The organism is Pseudomonas sp. LBUM1679 (assembly GCF_059695565.1).
This window is the reverse complement of record NZ_CP166774.1, coordinates 4,758,125-4,779,410: the sequence shown is the minus strand read 5'-3', so window position 1 is coordinate 4,779,410 and position 21,286 is coordinate 4,758,125. Positions and strand designations below refer to the sequence as shown.

Genomic DNA, 21,286 nt, shown 5'->3' with positions numbered 1-21,286 from the left:
CGCGGGAACAGCAAGCTGCCACCTACAGATACCAGCGGTATTCGCGCGCAGCGATCTCTTGCATAAAGGCCAGATGGTCCTGACGCTTGTTTTCGCAGTAGACATCGACAAACTCCGCGCCCAGCCCTTCGCGTATCCGTGGCTCGTGCTGCATGGCACGCACCGCGTCGAGTATTTCCAGCGGGAAGTCGATACCGCTGCTGCGGTCTTCGTTGAGCGGCTCGATCGGTTCATGGCCGGTGACCAGGCCGTTCTCCAGACCAACCAGAATCGCAGCCAGGACCAAGTAAGGGTTGGCATCGGCGCTGGCCAGACGATATTCGATTCGCAGGTTCTGCGGGTCCGACTCGGGAATCCGCACACAGGCATCGCGATCCTCAAAACCCCAGCTGGCCCGCGTCGCGGCGTTCACTGTGCCGCCCAGACGGCGAAAGGCGTTCTGGTTCGGTGCAAAGATCGGCATGCAATGGGGTAGCAGCTCCAGGCACCCGGCAACCGCATGGCGCAACGCCTGCTGATGGTTGGCTGCCAGCAGGTTATTGCCCTTCTCGTCGTAGAGGCTGACGTGCACGTGCATGCCGCTGCCCGGGTGCTGCAAGTAAGGCTTGGCCATGAAGCTGGCGCGGTAACCGTGCTTGAGGGCAACACCGCGAGTGCTGCGGCAAAACAGAGCGGCCCAGTCGGCGGCACGCAGGCCGTCATCGAGGTGACCGAAATTGATTTCGAATTGACCCGGACCCAGTTCGGCTGTGATCACCGTGGTGTCGATGCCTTGGATTCGCGCCGTCTCGACCATTTCATCGAGTACCGGAGAAAAACGCGACAGCCGTTCGATGTGCATATTCGGCTGATCATCCGCATCGTCCGTCAGCAGATCGCGTGGGAACTGTGGTTGTCCATCGCGCAACTTTTTATCGAACAGATAAAACTCCAGCTCGAAGGCCACCACCGGGTGAATGCCTTTGCTGCGCAGGCGATCCAGTACCTGCGCCAGGACTTCCCGTGGCTCGAACTCGATAGGCGTCGCCGTGCCATCGGAAGTAATCAACATCTGCCCCAGCGGTTGTGCTTCCCAGGTCACCGGCTTGAGTGTGCCAGGTATCAAACGACGACGGGCATCCGGGTCGCCGTCGTTGAAGCAGTAGTCGCCAATCTTGAACAGCCCACCCTGCACACCCAGCAGCACGCAGTTTTGCGGCAGCTTCAGAGCGCTGCCGGCGGCAACCTTTTCCAGCATGTCTACCGGGTAACGTTTACCGTAAAAGTGCCCAGGAATATCCAGGGCAATCAGGTCGACGTAGCGGACCTGCGGGTAGCACAGGCGGAACGCACGCACTTCAGCCAACAGGTCTGCACAGACAGCATTCATAGTTGTTTTTCCTTCGATCTTTATAGGTGTCATCAGGTGTAAACCCAAAGAACCCGGGTCGTCTGTTCAGTGAGGTTGCCGTAGCGGAAAAGGGTGTGGCGGGCCAACTGAAAGCTGTCTCCAGGGAACAAGGTGATTGGCTCGTCGTCATCGCCCAGCCATAACTTCAACTCTCCCTCCAGGACGTAACCTCCCTGTTCGGAGCTGTCATTCATATACCGCTCACCACTATTGGCACCGGCCTCCAGCTGGCTTTCGAGCATGGAGAAGGGAGCTGACATCTTCGGTGAGACTAAAATGTCAGTAATACCATTGGCGAAATACAGCGCACGTCGCTCATCCGGTCGAGTCACCCAAGGCAGTTTCTTGGGTTTTGGCAAGCTATAGAAATACGTGGTCGCCACCCCGAGGGTTTCGCTGATCGCCGTCAAATCCGCCACAGTTGGACGTGACAGACCGCGTTCGACTAGCGAAAGAAAATCGACCGTGCAGCCAATTTTGTCCGCCAGTTCCTTCATGGTGCATTTCTTGTGCTCGCGCAGGTCGCGAATAAGGATCGCCAACGCTGCTATTTCTTCTTGTTTGTTCATGCCAAGAGCTCCAAAAGATGGCTCATCGTGCATATTCAACTGACGGGTAATTTGTGCCGCGCGGCATACAGGCAGACCATCTCCATGGCGATGGTCGCGCCGGCCAGCGAAGTCACTTCGGCGTGATCGTAAGGCGGTGAGACTTCCACCACATCCATCCCAACCAGGTTAATACCGCGCAATGCACGCAGGATTTCCAGTGCCTGATGCGTGCTCAACCCGCCGCAGACCGGCGTACCTGTACCGGGTGCAAAGGCCGGGTCGAGGCAGTCGATGTCGAAGGTCAGGTACACCGGGTTATCACCTACCCGCGCACGAATCAGCTCGGCGATAGCCTTCGGTGAGTTGCTGAGAACTTGCCGGGCATCGAGTACCTGGAAGCCCATCGTGTCGTCATTGGTGGTGCGAAGACCGACCTGCACTGAGCGGCCCGGATCGACCAGGCCCTGGCGGACGGCGTGATAGAACATAGTGCCGTGATGGATCCCCTGCTCGCTGTCGTCGGCATCGGGCCAAGTATCACTGTGAGCGTCAAAGTGCACGAGCGACAAAGCGCCGTGCCTCTTCGCATGGGCCTTGAGCAATGGGTAGCTAATGAAGTGGTCCCCCCCCAGAGTCAGCATCCCGCAGCCCGCATCCAGAATGTGATCGGCATGCGCTTCGATGGCGGCGGGAGTCTTCTGCGGCTGTCCATGATCGAAATTGCAATCGCCGTAGTCGATCACAGCCAGATGATCGAAGGGATCAAACTCCCATGGGAAAGGGCGCTCCCAGGCCGTCTGGATCGACGCAGCACGGATTCCCCTTGGCCCGAAGCGAGTGCCTGGACGATTGCTGGTAGCTGTGTCGAACGGTACGCCGCTGACTACCAGATCGACGCCGCTCAAATCACGCGTGTAGCGCCGGCGCATGAAACTGGTGATGCCGCCGTAGGTCGGTTCCGATTGCGTGCCGTAGAGACTTTCACGCGTGAGGGCAAGATCGTTGCCTTGAAATACTTCCACGATGAACTCCTTAATAGTGACTGCGGAAACTAGTCCAGATGCGAGTGCGTTCGCGCTGCATGCGCAGTGGAAGCAGTTGCTCACTGAATAGCCGGGCACGCACTTCCTGTGACGGATAGATGTTCGGATCGCCGCTCACGGCTGGGTCAACCAGAGGGGTGGCGGCGCTGTTGGCATTGGCAAAGAACAGGGTGTTGGTCAGCTCGGCTATCGACTCCGGGCGCAGCATGTAGTCGATGAAGGCGAGCGCAGCCTGCGGGTGCGGTGCGTCCGCCGGGATCGCCATGGTGTCGAACCAGATCAGTGTGCCTTCACGCGGAATGCGGTAAAGCACCTCGAACGGCTGCTTAACCTCGCTGGCACGAGCGGCGGCTGTGGTGGCATCGCCGTTGTAGGTTAGCGCCAGGCAAATCTCACCCTTGGCCAGGTCGTCGATATGCCGGCCAGAGGCGACATAGCGCAGGTTCGGCTGCAACTCGGCGAGCAGTTTCTGCACCTGCTCCAAGTCGGCCTCGTTCGTACTGTAGGGGTCGTGCCCCAGGTAATTGAGGACAATGCTGATCACTTCCTGCGGTGAATCCAGCATGGCGATGCCGCAGTCCTTGAGCTTGCTTGAATATTCCGGCTTGAACAGCAAGTCGAGACTATTCAGCGGCGCATCGGGAATACGCTTCGCCACTGCCTCTTTGTTGAGCCCCAGACCGATCGTGCCCCAGGTGTAAGGCACACCGTAACGATTGCCCGGATCGGAACTGGCAAGGTTGGCCAGCAGGTCGGGGGTGAGGTTGGTGTAGTGCTTAAGTTGTGCCTGGTCGACCGGCTGCAGCGCCTTGGCTTTGATCGCCTGCGCCAGCCCGCTGGAGGCCGGAAACACCACGTCATAGCCGCTGCCGCCGGTTAGCAGCTTACTGCCCAGCGTCTCGGCGCTGTCGAAGATATCGTATTTGACCTGGATACCGGTCTCGCGCTGAAACTCCTTGAGTGCTTGCATCGGAAGGTACTCAGGCCAATTGTAGACATTCAGAACCTTGTCTTCGGCGTGCACGGACAACACGCAACAGAGCGACAAAAGCCAGGGGGCCATACGCATGATTGGGGTCTCTTCAGTTATTTTTATTATTTGGCCGGGACATCCTGCGATGCATTTCGCTTCTGATAAATATGAAGTGTGCTAACTTGGCATCTACCGCTATCAATGTTTGGAATCGCCATGTTCAGTCAAGTTCACGACGTTGATCTTCAGCTTCTTCGGCTGTTTGTCTGCGTAGTCGAGTGTGGCGGCTTTAGCGCGGCTCAAGGCGAACTGGGTATCGGTCAGTCCACCATCAGCACGCAAATGGCCAAGCTGGAGACTCGACTCGGATATCGCCTGTGCGAGCGCGGCAAGTCAGGCTTTCGCCTAACACCCAAAGGTGAGCAGGTGCTTCAAGCTACGCGCAAGCTGTTCACCGCCATCGAACAATTCAAAGGCGAAGCTCAGGGGATGGCAGATAAACTGCTCGGCGAGCTCAAAATCGGTCTATCCGAAGCCCTTGATGTACAGGTGCTGCACCGCGTAGCGCAGGCCATTGGGCGTTTTCGTAAGCGTAACCAGGATGTGCAGATCGAGTTACTCAGTGCCATGCCGGCAGAATTGGAACGGCGCCTGTTGCAGAACCAGCTGCACCTGGCCATCAGCTACTTCTCCGGCCAGCAAAGTGCGCTGAATTACCATCCTCTGTTCAATGAGCAGCAACGACTCTACTGCGGTAAGGGCCACCCGTTATTCGGTATTTCACACCCCAGCCAGATGCAGCTCAGCGCGTGTGACGGAGTGCTCCATCCTTACCGTTTCACAAGTTCGGTCGAACCATTCCAGCCCAACCACAGTAGTGTGAGCACCGAACAAGTCGAAGGAAGTCTGGCCTTTATCCTTTCTGGCGCACACATTGGCTACCTGCCGCGCCACATCGCTGTGCCTTGGCAAGCCCGAGGCCTGTTGCAGGCATTAGGGCCAGAAACGTTAGAATTCAACGTGCAATTCCACTTGGCCAACCATAGTGGCCGCCAACCAAGCGAGGCACAGCAAGCCGTGGTTGAAGATTTACTGATTGCGTTCGCCGAAAACTCTGAGATCTGACTAGATTCAGGAGACGCTCCTGAATGGTGAGGCGCGAGTAGAGACACCAATGTGGTCGAAGATTGGGCTCTCACTATCCCGGCGGCAGTCGTTAACCGCACTTTCTTTTATGGTTAACACCCTCCCGCTACCCAGTTTGACCGGAATTAAAGGGAGGGATGATCGCCCTGGTTCAGAACCTCACTGCCCCCTTAATGCAGCGCTTCCTCGTCTAGATAGTTGCTGAGACATTCAATAAAGGCTAGGAGTTTGCGTGTGTGGCGTCTGTGTGCCGGATAGATCACATGGACTGTAGAACCGAATTGCTCCGGGTCCGGGTCTATATCGGGGAGCAGTTGCACAAGTTCGCCACGCCGCAGATAGGGAGCAGCACTCCACTGCGGACAGAATTGCATTCCCTGCCCATCCAACAGCGCACTAAACAAAAGATCATAGCTATCGCTAGACAGGCGAGGCACCGGCTGCAATATGCGCCGGCGCTCGCCTGCATGGGTCAACCACCAGTAATGCGGGTTCAGTGCAGGGTGTCGATAGATCAACCAGTCATGTTGATCGAACGTTTGCGGTAGGACTTCAAGAGGCTTGCGCTGTAGATAGCGTGGGCTAGCGTAAAGTCGGATACGGTTGACGGTCAGTGGTCGGGCGATCAGATCCGGCCCAACAGGTCCGTCACGCACAGCAAGATCGTAGCTGCCCTCAAGCAGGTCCACGAACTCTTCGGTGAGAACTACCTCAAGACGCATCTGTGGGTACCTATCAAGAAAGCGACAGCACACCGCATTCAGAAACGCCGGAGCGTAGGACGGTGGCGCCGCTACTCGCAAAGTGCCACACATCTCCTGCTGGAGTTGGTCAACATCTTCCCGAGCTTGCTGCAGCTGAATTAGCACCTGTCGAGCGCTTGCCAGATAGATCTGTCCGGCCTCGGTCAGGGCAATTCGGCGGGTAGAGCGCTCAAAAAGACGTGTGCCTAATTCCGTCTCAAGGTGGGTTACCGCCCGGGTCAGAGCCGACGTGGTTTTGCCCAGGTAGGAAGCCGCGCGCGTAAAACTGCCTTGATCCGCCGTGGCGACGAACATAGTGATAGCGCCGAGCTGATCCATTCACTTTTACCTTTTTGGAAAGTATGTGTTTCGCTGTTTAAGTATTCTTTACATCGCCTCCATTGGATAGTCTCCCGATACTCTAATAAAAAAAGGTGTTCGGGCGATGAAGAAGATTCTCAGGGCGACGTTAACCATGGTGATTGCTTTTTCATCTATGGAAAGCATGGCGGCAGTCGATCTGCTTTTGTACAACGGCAAGGTGTTCACCGCCGAGCCGGGTCAGCCCCAGCAACAAGCCATAGCGGTGGCCGATGGCCGGATCCTCAAGGTCGGTAGTGATATCGAGATTCTTTCGCTCAAAGATGCCATGACCCAAGTGGTTGATTTGAAAGGTAAGGTCGTCATGCCAGGCTTTATTGACAGCCACAGCCATGCCATCTTTGGCGGGGTGAAACTCAAGGCGGCCGACCTTGAAGGACAAATGCTGCCCTTCGACGAACTGGAGCAGCGTTTGCGCGCGTGGCGAGATGATGGCAAGGCGCGACACGGCGACATACTCAGTATTGGTGGTTTTCCCTCTACCTACTGGAGTGAAGTGGCTCAACTTGAAAAGCACTTCAATCACGGTGAATGGGTTGATACACCGATCGTATTCATAGGTTGGGATTACCACACTGGTTGGGCCAACAAGGCGATGCTCAAGCGAGCAGGTATCGATGCCGAGCGGGTCAAGTCGCTCAAGGGCGAAGCCGTGGCGACCATCGGCCACCATGAGGACAGCACTCCCAATGGATTCGTCGCAGATGCCGGATTGTCTGCGGTGATGTCTCAGCTTCCTTCTCCTTCCTTCGATCAGTTGATGGCTGCGGGCCGGGCGGCGCGTGATCTGAACCACAGTCTGGGAATTACTGCCCTGATGGACCCAGCGGCCAATACCATGCCTGGCGATGCGGTATTCGACTTCAAGCCTACAGCACAGACGTTGGGGGTTTTACCTGTCTACAAAGCACTGTCGGAAAAAGGTGAGTTGGAGTTGCGGGTGGCCGCTCTGATGGTTGCCAATCCGAAGAGCAAACCTGCGGATTTGGACGTGCTGAATGAGGTCAGAAAGCAGTTTGTCGGCGTCGATAATCTAAGCCTGCCTGGCATCAAGATATTCGCCGACGGTGTCGCCGAGTTTCCTGCTCAAACGGCATCGTTGCTGACCCCCTATAAAAACTCGAAAAAAGGTGGAGAGCTGTTGATCGACCCCGCTCATTTCGGTGAATTGGTCAGTGCCGCAGATGCCCGTGGCTGGCTGGTCCACGTACATGCAATTGGCGACCGGGCGGTACGCGAGTCGCTCAATGGGATCGAGCAGGCACGCCACGACAGGCAGAGCGGCGTGACGCATTCGATCACCCATTTGCAGATGGTCAATCCCAAGGAATTCACCCGTTTCAAACCGCTGAACGTCATTGCTTCCATGCAGCTGTACTGGGCCTCTGCCGACGAATTGAGCATTGATTTACTCAAACCCTACATCAGTGCCATGCAATTCCAATTCATGTATCCGGCGCGCTCGCTGCTGAAAAATGGCGCAACCATTGCCGGTGCCAGCGACTGGCCGATCAGCACCCCCAACCCGTGGAAAGCCATTGGGCAGGCCATCAGCCGTAAAGGCCCCAAGGGGATCCTCAACAAGGATGAGGATATCGATCGGGAAACGATGTTCTATGCCTATACCCGCAACGCCGCCCGTGCGATCGGTCTAGATAAGGAGATTGGCTCTCTCACAGCGGGCAAACAGGCTGACCTGATCATCCTCGACCGCGATGTGTTCAGCGTGCCCGATGAGCAATTGGCTGACACGCAAGTGCTCAAGACCTACTTTTCCGGGCGCGAAGTTTACAGCCACCCGTAACCCCCCAACGTATGCCTGACCTGTGCCCTTCGGGGCACGGGAAGAACGAAGTCTTGCCTGCCAATAATAATAAACAGGATTCGACCTATGCATCGCCTTGCCCTTACGACCGCTGTCTGCTGCACGCTTATGCCTTTTGCTGCCTGGGCTGTGCCGCTGACTGACGACCTGCAACTGGAGCTCAAGCCGCAGGTGGTCAGCGATTACCGCAGCCGCGGATTGTCCATGACACTCGGCGACCCCGCTGCGCAGTTGGAAGCCACCTTGATACACAGTAGCGGTGCTTACGCGGGTGTCTGGACCTCAAATGTCGACTTTGGAATGAACCTGAAAACTCGCCTGGAACAAGATTTCTACGCAGGCTTTTTCATTCCATTGAATGACGATGTCAGCCTTGATGTGGGGTATCTCAAGTACACCTATGCCAAGGAAGGACAGTTCAATATGAGTGAGGTCTATGCCATTTTCAAAGCCTATGGTTTCAAGTTCGGCAGTTATTACTCCAACGATCTGAAGAATTTTGTAGGGAAAGACCAGGACACGCTCTACAGCTACTTGGGGTACAGCCATGAAATTGTGGATCAGGTCGGTCTGGAGGTCCGCTATGGTCGTTTCGACTTCAAGGATGATGTGTTTTTGTCAAACAGTGGCAAGGCTCGCGGTGATTATGACGAATGGGAAGCCAAGCTGACCCGCAGCGCATTTGGGGTCGACTGGGGCCTTAGCTACATCGACACGGATCTTTCCGAGAGCGAGTGCGCGAGTTACTACGGTTACACCGACGTCTGCACGGCGACCGTGGTAGTCAGTGCCAGCAAGACATTCTGATCAAAACCTTCAGTTAAGAAACTTGCACTGTTGAATGCTTGCAGGTTTTTCGGGCGGTGCTTTTGCGCCGCTTTTAAAGGCTGGAAGGGACATAGATTTATTTCCGCGTTCTAGGCGTCTGTTTCGGAGTTTGGCATCGGGGCAGATGCCTGAACGAGGCGCCACAATCAGCGTGCGAGTATCGGTAGCTGGACTCTTTAAAAAAACAAGATAGGAGATTTCGATGTACTTGACCCAAGGGTTGCATCGCCATATGCAACAGCGTCCCGAAACACCGGCCATTCGTTACCAAGGTCGTAGTCTGAGCTTTGCCCAGTTGGGCGACCGAGTCGCCCGTCTGGCCGGCGCACTAAAAGACCTGGGCGTGACCAGCGGCGAGCGGGTGGCGATGCTTTCGCTAAACTCGCAGCGTTACATCGAATACTATCTGGCGGTCCCTTGGGCCGATGCCGTGCTCAACCCGGTGAACATCCGTTGGAGCGCTGCGGAGATCATTTATTCATTGGACGATTCTGAAACCTGTGTACTGATCGTCGACGACAGTTTCCTGGATCTGGCAGGAAAAATCAGCGCTGCTGCGAAAACCCTGCGCCTGATGATTTATGCCGGCGACGGCGAAACTCCGCCGGGCATGCTCAACTACGAAATGCTGATCACCCAGTATGAGCCGGTCGAAGATGCCCTTCGTGGTGGCGATTCTCTGCTGGGCGTCTTTTATACCGGTGGAACCACGGGCTTCCCCAAAGGGGTAATGCTCAGTCATAACAATCTCGTTTTATCAGCCCTGGCCACTTTCGACCAGACCGGGATCGGACCTCAGACCATCTTCTTGCATGCCATGCCGATGTTCCATATAGCCGATCTGTCGGCAATGGTCTCACTGTTCATTAGCGGCGGTACGCATGTGGTGTTATCGACCTTCAAACCGCAGGAGGTACTTGAATGCATCGGCCTGGAAAGGATCAGCAATACCATGCTGGCGCCGACCATGCTGCAGATGCTCCTCGATTGGCGCGAAGTCAATCCCGCTGCGGCCAAACTTGATCTGAGCGCGCTAAGGAAAATCACTTATGGCGCTTCGGCAATCTCCCCGGCACTGCTCGACCAAGCCCGCCAGTCCTTTTCGGCAGCCGACTTCATCCAGGGCTACGGCATGACCGAACTGTCTCCCTTCGCATGCATCCTCAATGCCGAGTATCACTGCGAGGAGCATCAGCGCAGCGGCAAGATGTACTCGGCGGGGGTGCCGGTCAACTGCGTTGAAATCCGTATCGTTGATGCCGAAGATCGGGAGGTGCCGCGTGGCACCGTGGGGGAGATCGTCGCACGCGGGCCGAATGTCATGCTCGGTTACTGGAACAACGTGCAAGCCACTGCCGAAGCGCTGCGAAACGGCTGGATGCACACTGGCGATGGCGGCTACATGGACGAAGATGGCTTCGTCTATATCTGCGACCGGCTGAAGGACATGATTGTGAGTGGCGGGGAGAACATCTATACCGCCGAGGTCGAAAACGCCATCGTCAGACTTCCGGCCGTTACCCAGGTTGCAGTAATAGGCATTCCCAGCGACAAGTGGGGCGAGACGGTTCACGCAGTGATCGTCTGCAATCCTGGAGCAAGCATCTCCGAGATGGAGGTTATGGCCCACTGCCGCGAATGTATCGCCGGTTACAAGGTTCCGCGTAGTGTCGAGTTCCGGGAATCGTTGCCATTGTCCAGTGTCGGGAAAGTGTTGAAAACCGAACTGCGCAAGCCGTTCTGGGAGAACCGCGCTCGTCAAATTGCCTAGAACGCCGGTGCGCAATGCAGCAATTGGCTACTTGAACCGCGATAAATCGCATTGGCAGTAACACTGACGAAGGTCTGTGAGGCAGCCTGGTGAAACTGGTCACGTAGGGCGCTGCCCAGTTCGAGGATTCGTTCATTCGATGCGTTACCCAGCAGGATGGCGAATTCGTCACCGCCCAGCCGGGCTGCAAGCGTGCCATCGGGCAATGCCGAACGAATCATCTCGCTCAGCGCGACCAACAGTTGGTCGCCTGCCGTATGGCCGTACAGGTCATTGACCAGTTTGAAGTTGTCGATATCGATCAGCAGCAAGGCGCCTGGTCGAGCAGTCGAGACTGCATCCAACAGCCGCGGCGCTCGCACTTCGAGGGCGCGGCGGTTGTAGAGGGCGGTCAACGGATCACGTTCGGCCAGCCGTGCGATGTGCTTCTCGCGCCGGTAGCGCTCGGTACCGGTCATCGACAGTGCGATCAGCATGATCGCCATCACGCCCTCGACCAGGGAAATCTGAATGATCTCGCCACGCAAGGCGGCGAGGTCGATCAGGGTGCCTGGAACGACTGCCGTTATCGCCTTGGCGAGATAGAACAGGCCATGGATCAGCAGCACATACCGCAGTTGTACCGCCCCGACACTCAACGACTTGCCATGGGGGCGCAGCAAAAAGCTCGCCCTGAGCGCCAACAGCGCGACCAGCAGCGACTGCGCCAGCAGCATGAGCTTCGACCAGGACGGCTCGTCCGGCAATAACAGCAGTGCAATCCAGGCGGCAAAAATCAGGTACCAGGCACGGGACAACCGCGCTTTCGTGAAGCGCGCAACGCCCAGCAGGAAAAACCAGTGGGCCGCCACCAGCAGGCCGTTGGCGAACCAGATGCCGATCAGCAACAGGCCGCTGATGCGCAGCAAGGCGAGGGTCGACCCCAGGGTAATTGTTGCAAAGCCCGCGCTCCAGAACAGTAGCGAGGGTTCGCGAATGCTGCGCCACTCGATCGCCAGGTACAGCGCGGCGGCCGCGGCGAGGGCGATCGAGAGTGTCAACATCGTGGGTGGGTCGAGCGCCATAGCCTAGCTGCCTGTCAGGTTTGGGTGAAAAGCCAGGATTGTAAGGGTTTGAGCCGATTTTTCGCAGGGGCGCGGTGCCGTACACCTGCTTCTGGCCGAGACTGTGCATAATGCCGTCATTGCGCTTCCACCGACTTGATTGGCCCTCATGACACTCACACTTTTCGTCTTTGCCTTTCAGTTCAGTGCCGGAATCATTGGCACTTGTATCGTGCTACCTCGCCCTGGCGCTATCCCGCTGGCTACCAGGAACATCGACCACCCCTCCAGGCCCTGGCGAATTTTTTACCGGGTCATGGCCATCTGCATGTGCAACCTGGGGGCGTGTCTGGTGATCATGATTCCATTGGCCAGCCTCAATTTCGGCGGCCTGTCGGACGTCACTCGCGCATTGCTACTGCTCGCACTGCCAATTCCCGTGCTCATCCTCTTCTATTGGCTGCTTGCCAAAGCAGTGCGCAAGCGGGTCAGGGATACACAATAGGCTGTCTCGTAAATCAACCCAATGCGATCACCGGGATTGTGGCCACTGATCCTGGATTTCATACCAGGAGGCCTTGGAGGTCACTTCGACGTGCTGCTGCTTGTTGGACGTAAACGACGTGTCCAGCGTGCCCAACGCTATGGAAATCCAGTCTGCGTAGTCTCCTCGGCCTCTCGACCAGAACAGCGACGAACCGCACTGGCTACAAAATTGACGAAGCACCGATTCGGAAGAGCTGTAAGACGTGATGCGCTCAGTACCCTGGATGAAATGCAGGTCAGCGCGCGGCACGCTGCCATAGCTGGCAAAGGCTGCTCCATGGCTTTTGCGACATTGGCTGCAATGACAATGCGAAAGCGCTTTCGGGCGTGAATTGATTTCGTAACGGACGGCGCCGCAGAGGCAACTGCCCTGGAAATTACCGGTCATTCTTGAAGCTGCCTGGCCATTGAGAGGGGCCAATTTAACGGTTGGCAGGTGCAGTGTCGAACGACTGCTAGCGCCCGTGAGCCGCATCGGCCAATTGCCCGGTATCGACCCGAACGAAAACCGAGTCGCCAACCGCCGTCAGCACGTCCCCCGCATACACTTCGCAAATGACCCGGGTTTTGCGTCCGACTTCACCCTCGACCTTCGCCCGCAACGTCAGCGGCACGCCCATGGGAGTCGGCTTGATGAACTTGATGCCAAGGTTGCCGGTGACGCAGTTGATGCGCGGAAGGCTGTCAGCCTCGCGCTGTTCCTGCCGGTAGTGATAGGCCATCGCCGTCCAGTTCGAATGGCAATCGACCAGCATTGCGATGAGCCCGCCGTAGACCAGGTCCGGCCAGCCGCAGTACTTGGCATCGGGCACATGCTCGGCCATGACGTGCACGCCGTCCTCGTGCCAGAAGCTCTTGATGTGCAGCCCGTGCGGGTTGCTGCTGCCGCAGCCGTAACACACGCCTTCGGGCGCGGCGCTGTCTTGCAGGGAGGTATCGTGCGGGGGCATGTCTTGTCATCCTCTGGGAAGTGAACCTCGGGTATTTTAACCTCAGTCTGGGGGATTGGGGCTTGGTATCGATTGTCGAGAGACAAGGCGCTGGCAGTCGCCTGCGAAGCCGCGCTCGCGAAAGAGCCTAAGCAGTGCCTTCATCAATCGCGACAGAATGGGTTAGGCTCATCGAAGGGCTGCATTGGATTATCTCGACTACAAGGACGCGACATTTATGGAAATCCCTTTTGCTCAAATCAGCGAGCGCTTGAACAATCGCCAGTTTACGGTCGCGGACAACAGCCACGGGCTATCCGGTGCCGGCACCGTATTTCATTACCATGTCGAGGGAAATGCCATTTCGGGCACCTACCAAGGCGGCCGGATCCGCATGGGTCATCAAGTCGGACGCGCGACGGGTCCCGATACCATCGAGCTTCTTTACCACTGCTTGACCACGGATGGCGAGATGCTCGCCGGCTGGTCTCGTGGCACGGTAGGCGTTGACCACGCAGGACGGACCACGCTGACCTTCGTATGGGGTTGGTTGTCGGGCGCGACTGGAGGCGGGGAGTCGAGCTACGTCGAGCTTGCCGCCTAGCACTTGCGTTGGCCAGCGGGTGAGGGCGTCCTTTGGGCCAAGCGTACGGGTCATGCCCATTGAGCCGCGCCGACTGCCCCCCTTTCACCAATCCTTTTAACGGGGAAACCGTCATGAGTGTCGTTGACTTGCAGCACCTGTATAACAAAGCCTGGCTGTTCGCGTCCCAGGCCCACATAGAGCAAAAGATGAAGAGCTCCGGGCTCCCGTATTCGACGCATGTGGCGATGGTCGCCAATGAGCTGATTTTTGCCAACCTCAACGAGTCCGTAGGCGTTCTGGATATTGCCTTGCCTGCTGCGCTGTTGCATGACGTCCTAGAAGACACCCCAACGACGCAGGAGGAGCTTGCAGGCATCTTCGGCGTTGAGGTGGCATCGACCGTCGCCTGCCTCAGCAAGAATTTCATCATGCCATTTTCCGAGGAGAAGTATTTGCGGGGCATTGCAGCGCATTCTCAGGAGGCTGCGTCCATCAAGCTGTGCGACCGCATCACCAACCTTCAATCGCCGCCTGCTACGTGGACAAATGAAAAGCGAATGTCATATCTGGCAGAGTCCCACCACATTTGCGATAACCTGGGCCACGTGAACAGTTATTTAAAGAAGCGGCTGATTGACTCGATGGCGCGATATGAGGCTTTACATATTATTGCGTCGTGAGGGTTATCGAGCGGGCAGGAGCGACTGGTCCCGTCATTCGCCAATGATCGCCTTGATCAATGCAATATGGGTCTTGCGAGCGTCACGCGGTGAGATCAAGTGAATATAAGCGGCCGTCGTTCCAGAGGCCGCCAATAGCGTAGTGTTGAGGAGCTGATCGTTGCCCAGTGTTCCGTAGGCATCAATCTCGAGAATGCCAAGACCGTTGTTCTTGACCACCTCTTTCTCTCGCAGAATCCTGAAGTCCTTGTAACCGCTTTCATGCTTGCTGATGGTGCCGTTTGCCAATCCCAGCAGAAACTCCCCATCGTTATCCCCCTCAATCGATCCTTCCGGCACTGGGGTCTGCGTCACCACCACCATGCGTTTTTGCGCGGCGTTGACGTACATCGTGCCCGTCATGCCTCTGGCTCTGGCCTTCGCATCAAGCTCAGGCAACTCGCGTTCGACATAACCTTGCGGCAATGTGTAACTCAGTTTGCCCGCGAGCACGGAAATCCTCTGGGGAGTACTTGCCTCGCTCGTCGGCTGCTCCGTCGCAGCCTGAACCGCTGCAACGCCTTGAATCGAGAAGGCCAAACACAGCATGACTAGCTTGCGGCTGAACGTTCGCATCGTAATTCCTTTTAGTGAAGCCCTGAATGATCCTGCAAGTGTGCCCGAAATCGAGGATCATGCCCGACCACCAAGCCAGAGTCTTGGTATGGGCAGCCAGAGCTACTGAAGAAAATTTTGGAACTCGCGATCCCGAGGCGTAGCTGATGACCTATTTAAGCCGTCCAGCCCTCGGTACCTATCAGTGCATCACCCAAAGCCTATCTCGACGCATCAAAAAAATTTGAACCGCTTTTAGACGCGCTCGCCTAATGATCAGCTTGTGGATAATCCCACAGGCAATTTGCCAATACCGGCATACCCCGAGAGGTGGGCAACGTGGCTAAAGACGAGAAGAAAAGCAAAGGTGACGCTTCGAAAGCCAGCAAGGAATTGAAAGACAAAAAGTCATCACCGGCAAAGAAATCAGCTGCGGCCTCGGCTCTTTCGAAATCTTCCGATAAGAAAGACAAGAAAAAAGATGCCGAACCAAAGAAATCTGCAAAAAAAGCTGATAGCAAGCCAGAAAAGGCCAAGAAGTCAGAGAAGGCAGAAAAGCCGGCGAAAAAGAAAAAGTGACATCTGCTGTCTGCTAGGGCTTTACGCCCTAGCTTCCTCAGGCTGTTCGGCGCGGGCTCTTCATCGCCGTGCTACTGGCAGAGGAATTCGCGTATCGCTTCGGCGGTTCGCCGGGCGCTGGTCACCACGAAAAAATGCCCCTCGCCCGGCAGGACGTGCAGTTCGGCACGGCGAATGGCGCGGCGCAGGATGTGCGCGTTGTACAGCCGCACCAGGGTATCGCGTTCGCCGGTGAGGATCAGCGTGCGCTGGCGCAGACGGAACAGCCGCAGCAGGCTGGTCCAGCCGACCAAGGCGGTGAGCTGGTGGTAATAGGTTAGCGGGTTTGCCGTGAGCATGCCGTTCACCATACCGAAGCGCATTAGCGTCTGTATCGAGTTGCGCGAGCCTTCCTGCTTGTGCAGTTTGGCGCTTTTACGCCTGCCAAAAAAATCCAGGATGTCGGCGGGCTTCACCAGCATCGCCGGGCCGGCCGAGGTCGCCGCGAGGATCAGCCGGCGCACCATGCTCGGATGACGCAGGGCAAATTCTTGCGCCAACGCACCGCCCCAACTGAGGCCGAACACATCGACCTGTTCGATTCCCAATTGCTTGAGCATCTTAGCGATCAGGTCGGCATGGCGCGGCAGACGCATCGGCCAGCGGGGCATTTGCGATTTGCCGACCCCGGGCACATCCAGCGTAATGGTCCTGTAGTCCACCAGTTCATCGCGCAGGGGATCGAAGGTACGGATCAAACCACCCAGGCCGTTGAGCAAGAGCAGCGGTGAGCCTTGGCCGCGGATTGAAACGTTCAACTGCAAGTCTTCAATGGTTAATTTGCGCGTGGTCATGATGTCCCCCTTGGCCTACCCGCTGTTAAGACAGCGTCTGGTGCCAAACGACTGCTTTTTGTCGATTGCTGCCTGTCGAATTTGGGGCGGAAGAGGGTTCGTTGGTTGTCGTTGTCGTGGAACTGGTTGACCAGGATCTTGCCGTGATGATGAAAGATACAGAGGGCGAGGGGGCGGATGCGATGTTCGGGCAACGGTGGAACTCCTTTGCGGTATTGGACAAGTCCGTTTGGAAGTGGCGGTGATCGATGTAAGGCACCTGCGCATCAATCATGGTACAACCGGCCCGGCAGGGAGCGACAACGTTTCGCTGCCAGAGGTGTTCTACAACGACAAGGAGTCCCTTCATGGAGATGAATGCATTAGTTCCAGAGATGATTGTCACTGACTTGCAACGAAGCCTGGCGTTTTACTGCCGGGTACTGGGCTTTCAGATTGAATACGAAAGGCCCGAACACAAATTCGCTTTCCTGTCGTTTCAAGGCAGCCAATTGATGCTGGAAGAGGATGACCGGCAAGCGTCGCCATGGCGGGTTGGCCCTCTGGAATCACCCTATGGCCGAGGGATGAACCTTTCGATCCGCTGCGCTGATATCCAGGTTTTGGCCAAGGCCCTTGCGGATGCAGGATTGGAGTTGCACAGGCCCATTGAAGAATGCTGGTACCGGGATAATCAGCGCGAGCATGGAGAGCTTAATTTTCTGGTGCTGGATCCGGATGGTTATCTGTTGCGATTCAATCAAAGCCTGGGCTTCAGGGCTGTCGCAAGGGGAGTAGGCAGATAGACCGTATTTTTACCAATCGCAGCGGCGCCAAAAAAAGAAAACCCCTGAAGCCATCAGGAGTCAGGGGTTTGGAAGTAATGGTGCCCAGAGACGGAATCGAACCGCCGACACGGGGATTTTCAATCCCCTGCTCTACCGACTGAGCTATCTGGGCCGCGGCGGAATTAAACGTTTTTTACGGTTGAGACGTCAAGCACGAAATCAAAAAAAACCTAATGAATACCTACGTTTACGCGGCCGGCATAACCACCAGTAACGGGTAAGGCGGGCATCGATCAGCTTCGACCAGGAAAATTGGGCAGACGCTTTTCGAAGAAAGCTGCAACCCCTTCTTCCAGCGTCGGCAGATCGAGCAACTGGCGTTGGCGGTTGGCCTCATATTCCAGCTGTGTGGGCAAATCATTGCTTTGCGCGGCGTCGAATATGCGGCGTGCTTCGATCACCCCATGGGCCGGCAAGCGTGCCAATTGCCGGGCCATTTCCGAGGCTGAGAGAAACTGGATCAGGACGAAGCTGCCCACAGCACCCTGCAAGCGGCGCTTGCGTCTGGCTACCGCCTGGGGCTCATTGAACATCAGTGTGCAGACCGTCAAGTGGAACCTGAAGAACATGTTCATCAAGCTGGGTGTTTCGAGCCGCTACGAAGCCATCATCGTCGCCCGCAAACGTGGGTGATCCATCCCGTTCAATGGACCGCGTTCGAGGGTTGTTTATGGATGAAATTGAAGTTTTGTCACTGTCTCCCGAGGGGCGTTATCGTGTTGAGGCAACGGTTTGGGAGGCGGGTAATAGCCACTGGGTGTATTCGCCGCATATCGTTGATACCGAGCTCGACTTCTGCCTGTTGAAATTTGTAGATCATCGCTGGTCATTGCATCGTGATACCTGGCTGAGCGAGACATTGCTTGAGGTCATGTTGCGCAAGTATCCAGGGGATCGGATGGGGACAGGGGTGAGGGTGGTTATCGATTGTGCTCGCCGGACTGCACTTTACGGTGATGGGCCGGAGATTGGGTTGTCGGCGTTGGAGCTGGCGTTGGAGGAGATGTTGGTGCGCGGCTACTGAATTTCGTGGTCCTGTAGGAGCGAGCTTGCTCCGGGCGGCGTTCCGACGAAGGACGTGAAGGCACTGCGTACATTCAGGCGGTAGTTGTCATCGTTGGCACTTGGCATCCTGATTCATCTGTGTATATTGAATTCAAAATACAAAAGCACAGGAGGTTGAGATGAGTAACCCTATCGATCGAGCCGTACAAGTTCCTTTCGCCGGCCCTGCCTTGTTGGGCACGCCGCTGCTGAACAAGGGCACCGCTTTCAGCGAGCAAGAGCGTGATACCTTGCATCTGCGAGGGTTGCTGCCGCAACAGGTCGAAACCATCGAGCAGCAGGCCGCGCGAGCCTACCAGCAATACCAGGCCTGCGGCACCGACCTGGACAAGCACATCCTGTTGCGTTCGATCCAGGATTCCAACGAGACTCTGTTCTATCGCGTGGTCGATGACCATCTCGACGAAATGCTGCCGATTATCTACACGCCCACCGTCGGCAAGGTCTGCCAGGAATTCTCCCGCATCTACCGCAGCCATCGCGGTTTGTTCATCAGCATTGCCGATCAGGATCGCATCGACGAGATCCTCAACAATGTGACCAAGGACCATGTGAAGGTCATCGTCGTCAGTGATTGCGAGCGTATCCTCGGGCTCGGTGACCAGGGTGTCGGCGGCATGGGCATTCCCATCGGCAAGCTGTCGTTGTACACGGCCTGTGGCGGCATCAGCCCGGCCTACACCTTGCCGGTGGTGCTGGATGTGGGCACCAACAATCCGGCGCTACTGGCCGATCCGCTGTACTTCGGCCGTCGGGAAGAACGTACCCGCGGGGCTGCCTACGATCAGTTCCTGCAAGCGTTTGTCGAAGGTATCCAGCGCCGCTGGCCGGAGGCGATCCTGCAATTCGAAGACTTTGCCCTGACCAATGCCATGCCGTTGCTGGCGCGTTATCGCGATCAACTGTGCTGCTTCAACGATGACATCCAGGGCACCGCCGCCGTGACCGTGGGCACCTTGCTCGCGGCGTGCAAGGTCAAGGGGCAGCGCCTGTCCGAACAGACCGTGGCGTTTGTCGGCGCCGGATCGGCCGGCTGCGGGATTGCCGAACAGATCATCGCCGCCATGCAGCTGGAAGGCTTGAGCGAGGCCCAGGCTCGCAGTCGGGTTTACTTGCTGAACAGCAAAGGGCTGCTGACCGATCGCCAGCCCGATCTCTACGATTTCCAGCAACGCCTGGCACACACCAGCGAGTCGCTGGCGCAGTGGGACTTCAGCGCTGACTGGCCGTCGCTGCAGGAAGTCGTGAGCAACGCCAAACCCACGGTGTTGATCGGTGTTTCGGGCAAATCCGGTCTGTTTACCCAACAGATCGTCGAGACCATGCATGCCCATTGTGCGCAACCGATCATCATGCCGCTGTCCAACCCGACCTCACAGATCGAGGCGCACCCCAAGGACATCCTGCAATGGACCGGCGGGCAGGCGCTGGTGGCCACCGGCAGTCCGTTTCTGCCGATTGAACTGGCCGGCAAGACCTATCCCATTGCCCAGTGCAATAACTCCTACATCTTCCCCGGCATCGGCCTGGGGGCGATTGCCAGCAAGGCCACTCGTATCACTGACGGCATGCTCATGGCCTCTGCCCAAGCGTTGGCCGAGAGCGCCGGCGCCGGGCAGATGCTGCCACCGTTACGTGAAGTCCAGGCGGTGAGCAAGCGCATCGCCTTCGCGGTCGGCATGGCGGCACAGCGCGACAGCGTTGCCCCGCCTTTGTCCGAGCAAGCCTTGTCGGCGGCCATCGAGCAGCATTTCTGGCAGCCGGTCTATCGCCAATACGCGCGCCGTCCGGAGTAAAGGAGCAGGCAAGAAAATCCCGCCAGTACGGCGACTGGCGGTTTCGTACAGTAGGAGCTGGCTTGCCAGCGAAGGCGTCCGTCCAGCGATAAACAGGTCGACTGACCCACCGCTTTCGCTGGCAAGCCAGCTCCTACAGGTGATCGTTGTGATGGCAGATGCCAAGTGAACAGCATTGCACCAGTCCGGCGGATTTTTTGCTTGTCGAAAGCTTCAGCCCTTGGCGTCGCGGATGGAAAAACCGGCCATGTGTTCCAGCCCCTTGATCAATGCCGAGTGGTCCCATTGGCTGCCGCCCAGGGCCGCGCAGGTGCTGAACACCTGCTGTGCGTTGGCGGTATTGGGCAGGTTGAGGTGCAACTCGCGGGCGCCTTCCAGCGCCAGGTTCAGGTCCTTCTGGTGCAGGGCGATGCGGAAGCCCGGATCGAAGGTGCCCTTGATCATGCGTTCGCCATGGACTTCGAGAATCTTCGACGACGCAAAGCCCCCCATCAGCGCCTCGCGGACCTTGGCTGGGTCGGCCCCGTTTTTCGCAGCGAACAACAGGGCTTCGGCCACGGCCTGGATGTTCAGCGCAACGATGATCTGATTCGCCACTTTGGCGGTCTGACCGTCGCCATTACCACCGACAAGCGTGATGTTCTTGCCCATGCATTGCAGCAGTGGCAGGGCGCGGTCGAACACGGCCTGATCGCCGCCGACCATGATGCTCAAGGTCCCGGCCTTGGCACCGACCTCGCCGCCGGAGACCGGTGCATCCAGGTAACGGGCGCCGGTGGCGACGATTTTTTCGGCGAACGCCTTGGTCGCGGATGGGGAAATCGAGCTCATGTCGATCACTACTTTGTCCGGGCCAGTGCCTTCAGCGACGCCATCCTTGCCGAACAGCACCGCTTCGACATAGGGCGTGTCCGGCACCATGACAATGATGAACTCAGCTTGTCGCGCCACTTCACGGGGATTCGCCAACACCTGGGCACCGGTCTCGGTGAGTGCTGTGGGCGGGGTGCCGTGGTGGCTGGAAAGGAACAGCTGGTGGCCGGCCTTGACCAGGTTTTGCGCCATGGGCAGGCCCATGATGCCGGTGCCGATAAATCCGATTTTAGCCATGAGAAATTCCTCTTTATTTGACGCATATTCCGATGCGGCAATGCAGT

General features: G+C 57.1%; 24 protein-coding genes, 1 tRNA gene and 1 pseudogene. 12 read left to right on the top strand and 14 right to left on the bottom strand.

Going from position 1 to position 21,286, the window contains the following annotated elements; translation table 11 throughout:
- Nucleotides 1-22 precede the first annotated feature (22 nt).
- The 4 genes from ACA062_RS21780 to ACA062_RS21765 are packed head-to-tail and all read right to left on the bottom strand — an operon-like array spanning nt 23 to nt 4,053.
- Nucleotides 23-1,369: a glutamine synthetase family protein gene (locus ACA062_RS21780; protein ID WP_497452951.1), complete on the bottom strand. Its 1,347-nt coding sequence runs from the start codon at nt 1,367-1,369 to the stop codon at nt 23-25.
- A 32-nt stretch (nt 1,370-1,401) separates the two neighbouring features.
- The gene (locus ACA062_RS21775; RefSeq protein ID WP_497452950.1) at nt 1,402-1,959 is read right to left on the bottom strand and encodes a helix-turn-helix domain-containing protein; all 558 of its coding nucleotides are present in this window, start codon (nt 1,957-1,959) and stop codon (nt 1,402-1,404) included.
- Between the two features lie 35 nt (nt 1,960-1,994).
- A complete protein-coding gene (speB, locus tag ACA062_RS21770; RefSeq protein ID WP_497452949.1) occupies nt 1,995-2,963 on the bottom strand; it encodes an agmatinase in 969 nt (322 codons plus the stop codon).
- A 10-nt stretch (nt 2,964-2,973) separates the two neighbouring features.
- A complete protein-coding gene (locus ACA062_RS21765; protein WP_497452948.1) occupies nt 2,974-4,053 on the bottom strand; it encodes a polyamine ABC transporter substrate-binding protein in 1,080 nt (359 codons plus the stop codon).
- Between the two features lie 120 nt (nt 4,054-4,173).
- Here ACA062_RS21765 and ACA062_RS21760 point away from each other — a divergent pair, with 120 nt between their 5' ends.
- Complete coding sequence (locus ACA062_RS21760) at nt 4,174-5,082, top strand: LysR family transcriptional regulator (RefSeq protein ID WP_497452947.1); 909 nt, start codon at nt 4,174-4,176, stop codon at nt 5,080-5,082.
- A 191-nt stretch (nt 5,083-5,273) separates the two neighbouring features.
- Here the strand turns inward: ACA062_RS21760 and ACA062_RS21755 are convergent, their stop codons facing one another.
- Nucleotides 5,274-6,185, bottom strand: coding sequence for a LysR family transcriptional regulator (locus tag ACA062_RS21755; protein WP_497452946.1), 912 nt, complete (start codon nt 6,183-6,185; stop codon nt 5,274-5,276).
- 106 nt (nt 6,186-6,291) lie between these two features.
- Between ACA062_RS21755 and ACA062_RS21750 the strand changes: the two genes are divergently transcribed.
- From ACA062_RS21750 to ACA062_RS21740, 3 genes are all read left to right on the top strand, one after another.
- Nucleotides 6,292-8,031: an amidohydrolase gene (locus ACA062_RS21750; RefSeq protein WP_497452945.1), complete on the top strand. Its 1,740-nt coding sequence runs from the start codon at nt 6,292-6,294 to the stop codon at nt 8,029-8,031.
- Between the two features lie 87 nt (nt 8,032-8,118).
- On the top strand, nt 8,119-8,859 hold the full coding sequence (locus tag ACA062_RS21745; protein WP_497452944.1) for a TorF family putative porin: 741 nt from the start codon (nt 8,119-8,121) through the stop codon (nt 8,857-8,859).
- Between the two features lie 223 nt (nt 8,860-9,082).
- Nucleotides 9,083-10,651 (top strand): long-chain-fatty-acid--CoA ligase, encoded by a 1,569-nt coding sequence (locus ACA062_RS21740; RefSeq protein WP_497452943.1) that lies wholly within the window; start codon nt 9,083-9,085, stop codon nt 10,649-10,651.
- Here the strand turns inward: ACA062_RS21740 and ACA062_RS21735 are convergent.
- Nucleotides 10,648-11,715, bottom strand: coding sequence for a GGDEF domain-containing protein (locus tag ACA062_RS21735; RefSeq protein ID WP_497452942.1), 1,068 nt, complete (start codon nt 11,713-11,715; stop codon nt 10,648-10,650). The genes ACA062_RS21740 and ACA062_RS21735 overlap by 4 nt on opposite strands.
- 148 nt (nt 11,716-11,863) lie before the next feature.
- Between ACA062_RS21735 and ACA062_RS21730 the strand changes: the two genes are divergently transcribed.
- Nucleotides 11,864-12,199: a hypothetical protein gene (locus ACA062_RS21730; RefSeq protein ID WP_497452941.1), complete on the top strand. Its 336-nt coding sequence runs from the start codon at nt 11,864-11,866 to the stop codon at nt 12,197-12,199.
- Between the two features lie 27 nt (nt 12,200-12,226).
- On the opposite strand, the gene ACA062_RS21725 is transcribed toward ACA062_RS21730, so the two are convergent.
- Nucleotides 12,227-12,628 (bottom strand): GFA family protein, encoded by a 402-nt coding sequence (locus ACA062_RS21725; protein WP_497452940.1) that lies wholly within the window; start codon nt 12,626-12,628, stop codon nt 12,227-12,229.
- A gap of 67 nt (nt 12,629-12,695) precedes the next feature.
- Nucleotides 12,696-13,190, bottom strand: a complete 495-nt coding sequence (locus ACA062_RS21720; RefSeq protein WP_497452939.1) for a PaaI family thioesterase — start codon at nt 13,188-13,190, stop codon at nt 12,696-12,698.
- Nucleotides 13,191-13,407: 217 nt separating this feature from the next.
- On the opposite strand from ACA062_RS21720, the gene ACA062_RS21715 reads away from it, so the two are divergent.
- Both ACA062_RS21715 and ACA062_RS21710 read left to right on the top strand, forming a co-directional pair.
- Nucleotides 13,408-13,773, top strand: coding sequence for an avidin-fold protein (locus tag ACA062_RS21715; RefSeq protein WP_497457473.1), 366 nt, complete (start codon nt 13,408-13,410; stop codon nt 13,771-13,773).
- Nucleotides 13,774-13,886: 113 nt separating this feature from the next.
- A complete protein-coding gene (locus ACA062_RS21710; protein WP_497452938.1) occupies nt 13,887-14,435 on the top strand; it encodes an HD domain-containing protein in 549 nt (182 codons plus the stop codon).
- 33 nt (nt 14,436-14,468) lie between these two features.
- Here ACA062_RS21710 and ACA062_RS21705 read toward each other — a convergent pair whose 3' ends face one another.
- The gene (locus ACA062_RS21705; RefSeq protein ID WP_497452937.1) at nt 14,469-15,050 is read right to left on the bottom strand and encodes a DcrB/PsbP domain-containing protein; all 582 of its coding nucleotides are present in this window, start codon (nt 15,048-15,050) and stop codon (nt 14,469-14,471) included.
- Between the two features lie 309 nt (nt 15,051-15,359).
- Between ACA062_RS21705 and ACA062_RS21700 the strand changes: the two genes are divergently transcribed.
- Nucleotides 15,360-15,608 (top strand): hypothetical protein, encoded by a 249-nt coding sequence (locus tag ACA062_RS21700; protein ID WP_497452936.1) that lies wholly within the window; start codon nt 15,360-15,362, stop codon nt 15,606-15,608.
- Nucleotides 15,609-15,679: 71 nt separating this feature from the next.
- On the opposite strand, the gene ACA062_RS21695 is transcribed toward ACA062_RS21700, so the two are convergent.
- The gene (locus ACA062_RS21695; RefSeq protein WP_497452935.1) at nt 15,680-16,441 is read right to left on the bottom strand and encodes an alpha/beta fold hydrolase; all 762 of its coding nucleotides are present in this window, start codon (nt 16,439-16,441) and stop codon (nt 15,680-15,682) included.
- An 83-nt stretch (nt 16,442-16,524) separates the two neighbouring features.
- Nucleotides 16,525-16,635: pseudogene (locus tag ACA062_RS21690) on the bottom strand (NUDIX hydrolase); the annotation flags it as partial.
- 153 nt (nt 16,636-16,788) lie between these two features.
- Here ACA062_RS21690 and ACA062_RS21685 point away from each other — a divergent pair.
- Nucleotides 16,789-17,226: a bleomycin resistance protein gene (locus tag ACA062_RS21685; protein WP_497452934.1), complete on the top strand. Its 438-nt coding sequence runs from the start codon at nt 16,789-16,791 to the stop codon at nt 17,224-17,226.
- Between the two features lie 78 nt (nt 17,227-17,304).
- Here the strand turns inward: ACA062_RS21685 and ACA062_RS21680 are convergent.
- Both ACA062_RS21680 and ACA062_RS21675 read right to left on the bottom strand, forming a co-directional pair.
- A tRNA-Phe gene (locus ACA062_RS21680) sits at nt 17,305-17,380 on the bottom strand.
- 121 nt (nt 17,381-17,501) lie between these two features.
- Nucleotides 17,502-17,801 (bottom strand): hypothetical protein, encoded by a 300-nt coding sequence (locus ACA062_RS21675; protein ID WP_497452933.1) that lies wholly within the window; start codon nt 17,799-17,801, stop codon nt 17,502-17,504.
- 4 nt (nt 17,802-17,805) lie between these two features.
- Between ACA062_RS21675 and ACA062_RS21670 the strand changes: the two genes are divergently transcribed.
- From ACA062_RS21670 to ACA062_RS21660, 3 genes are all read left to right on the top strand, one after another.
- A complete protein-coding gene (locus ACA062_RS21670) occupies nt 17,806-17,901 on the top strand; it encodes a helix-turn-helix transcriptional regulator (RefSeq protein ID WP_497452932.1) in 96 nt (31 codons plus the stop codon).
- A 37-nt stretch (nt 17,902-17,938) separates the two neighbouring features.
- Nucleotides 17,939-18,292: a hypothetical protein gene (locus ACA062_RS21665; protein ID WP_497452931.1), complete on the top strand. Its 354-nt coding sequence runs from the start codon at nt 17,939-17,941 to the stop codon at nt 18,290-18,292.
- A 160-nt stretch (nt 18,293-18,452) separates the two neighbouring features.
- Nucleotides 18,453-20,129, top strand: coding sequence for an NAD-dependent malic enzyme (locus tag ACA062_RS21660; protein ID WP_497452930.1), 1,677 nt, complete (start codon nt 18,453-18,455; stop codon nt 20,127-20,129).
- A 213-nt stretch (nt 20,130-20,342) separates the two neighbouring features.
- Here ACA062_RS21660 and ACA062_RS21655 read toward each other — a convergent pair whose 3' ends face one another.
- Nucleotides 20,343-21,239, bottom strand: coding sequence for a 2-hydroxy-3-oxopropionate reductase (locus tag ACA062_RS21655; protein ID WP_497452929.1), 897 nt, complete (start codon nt 21,237-21,239; stop codon nt 20,343-20,345).
- Nucleotides 21,240-21,286: the final 47 nt, after the last annotated feature.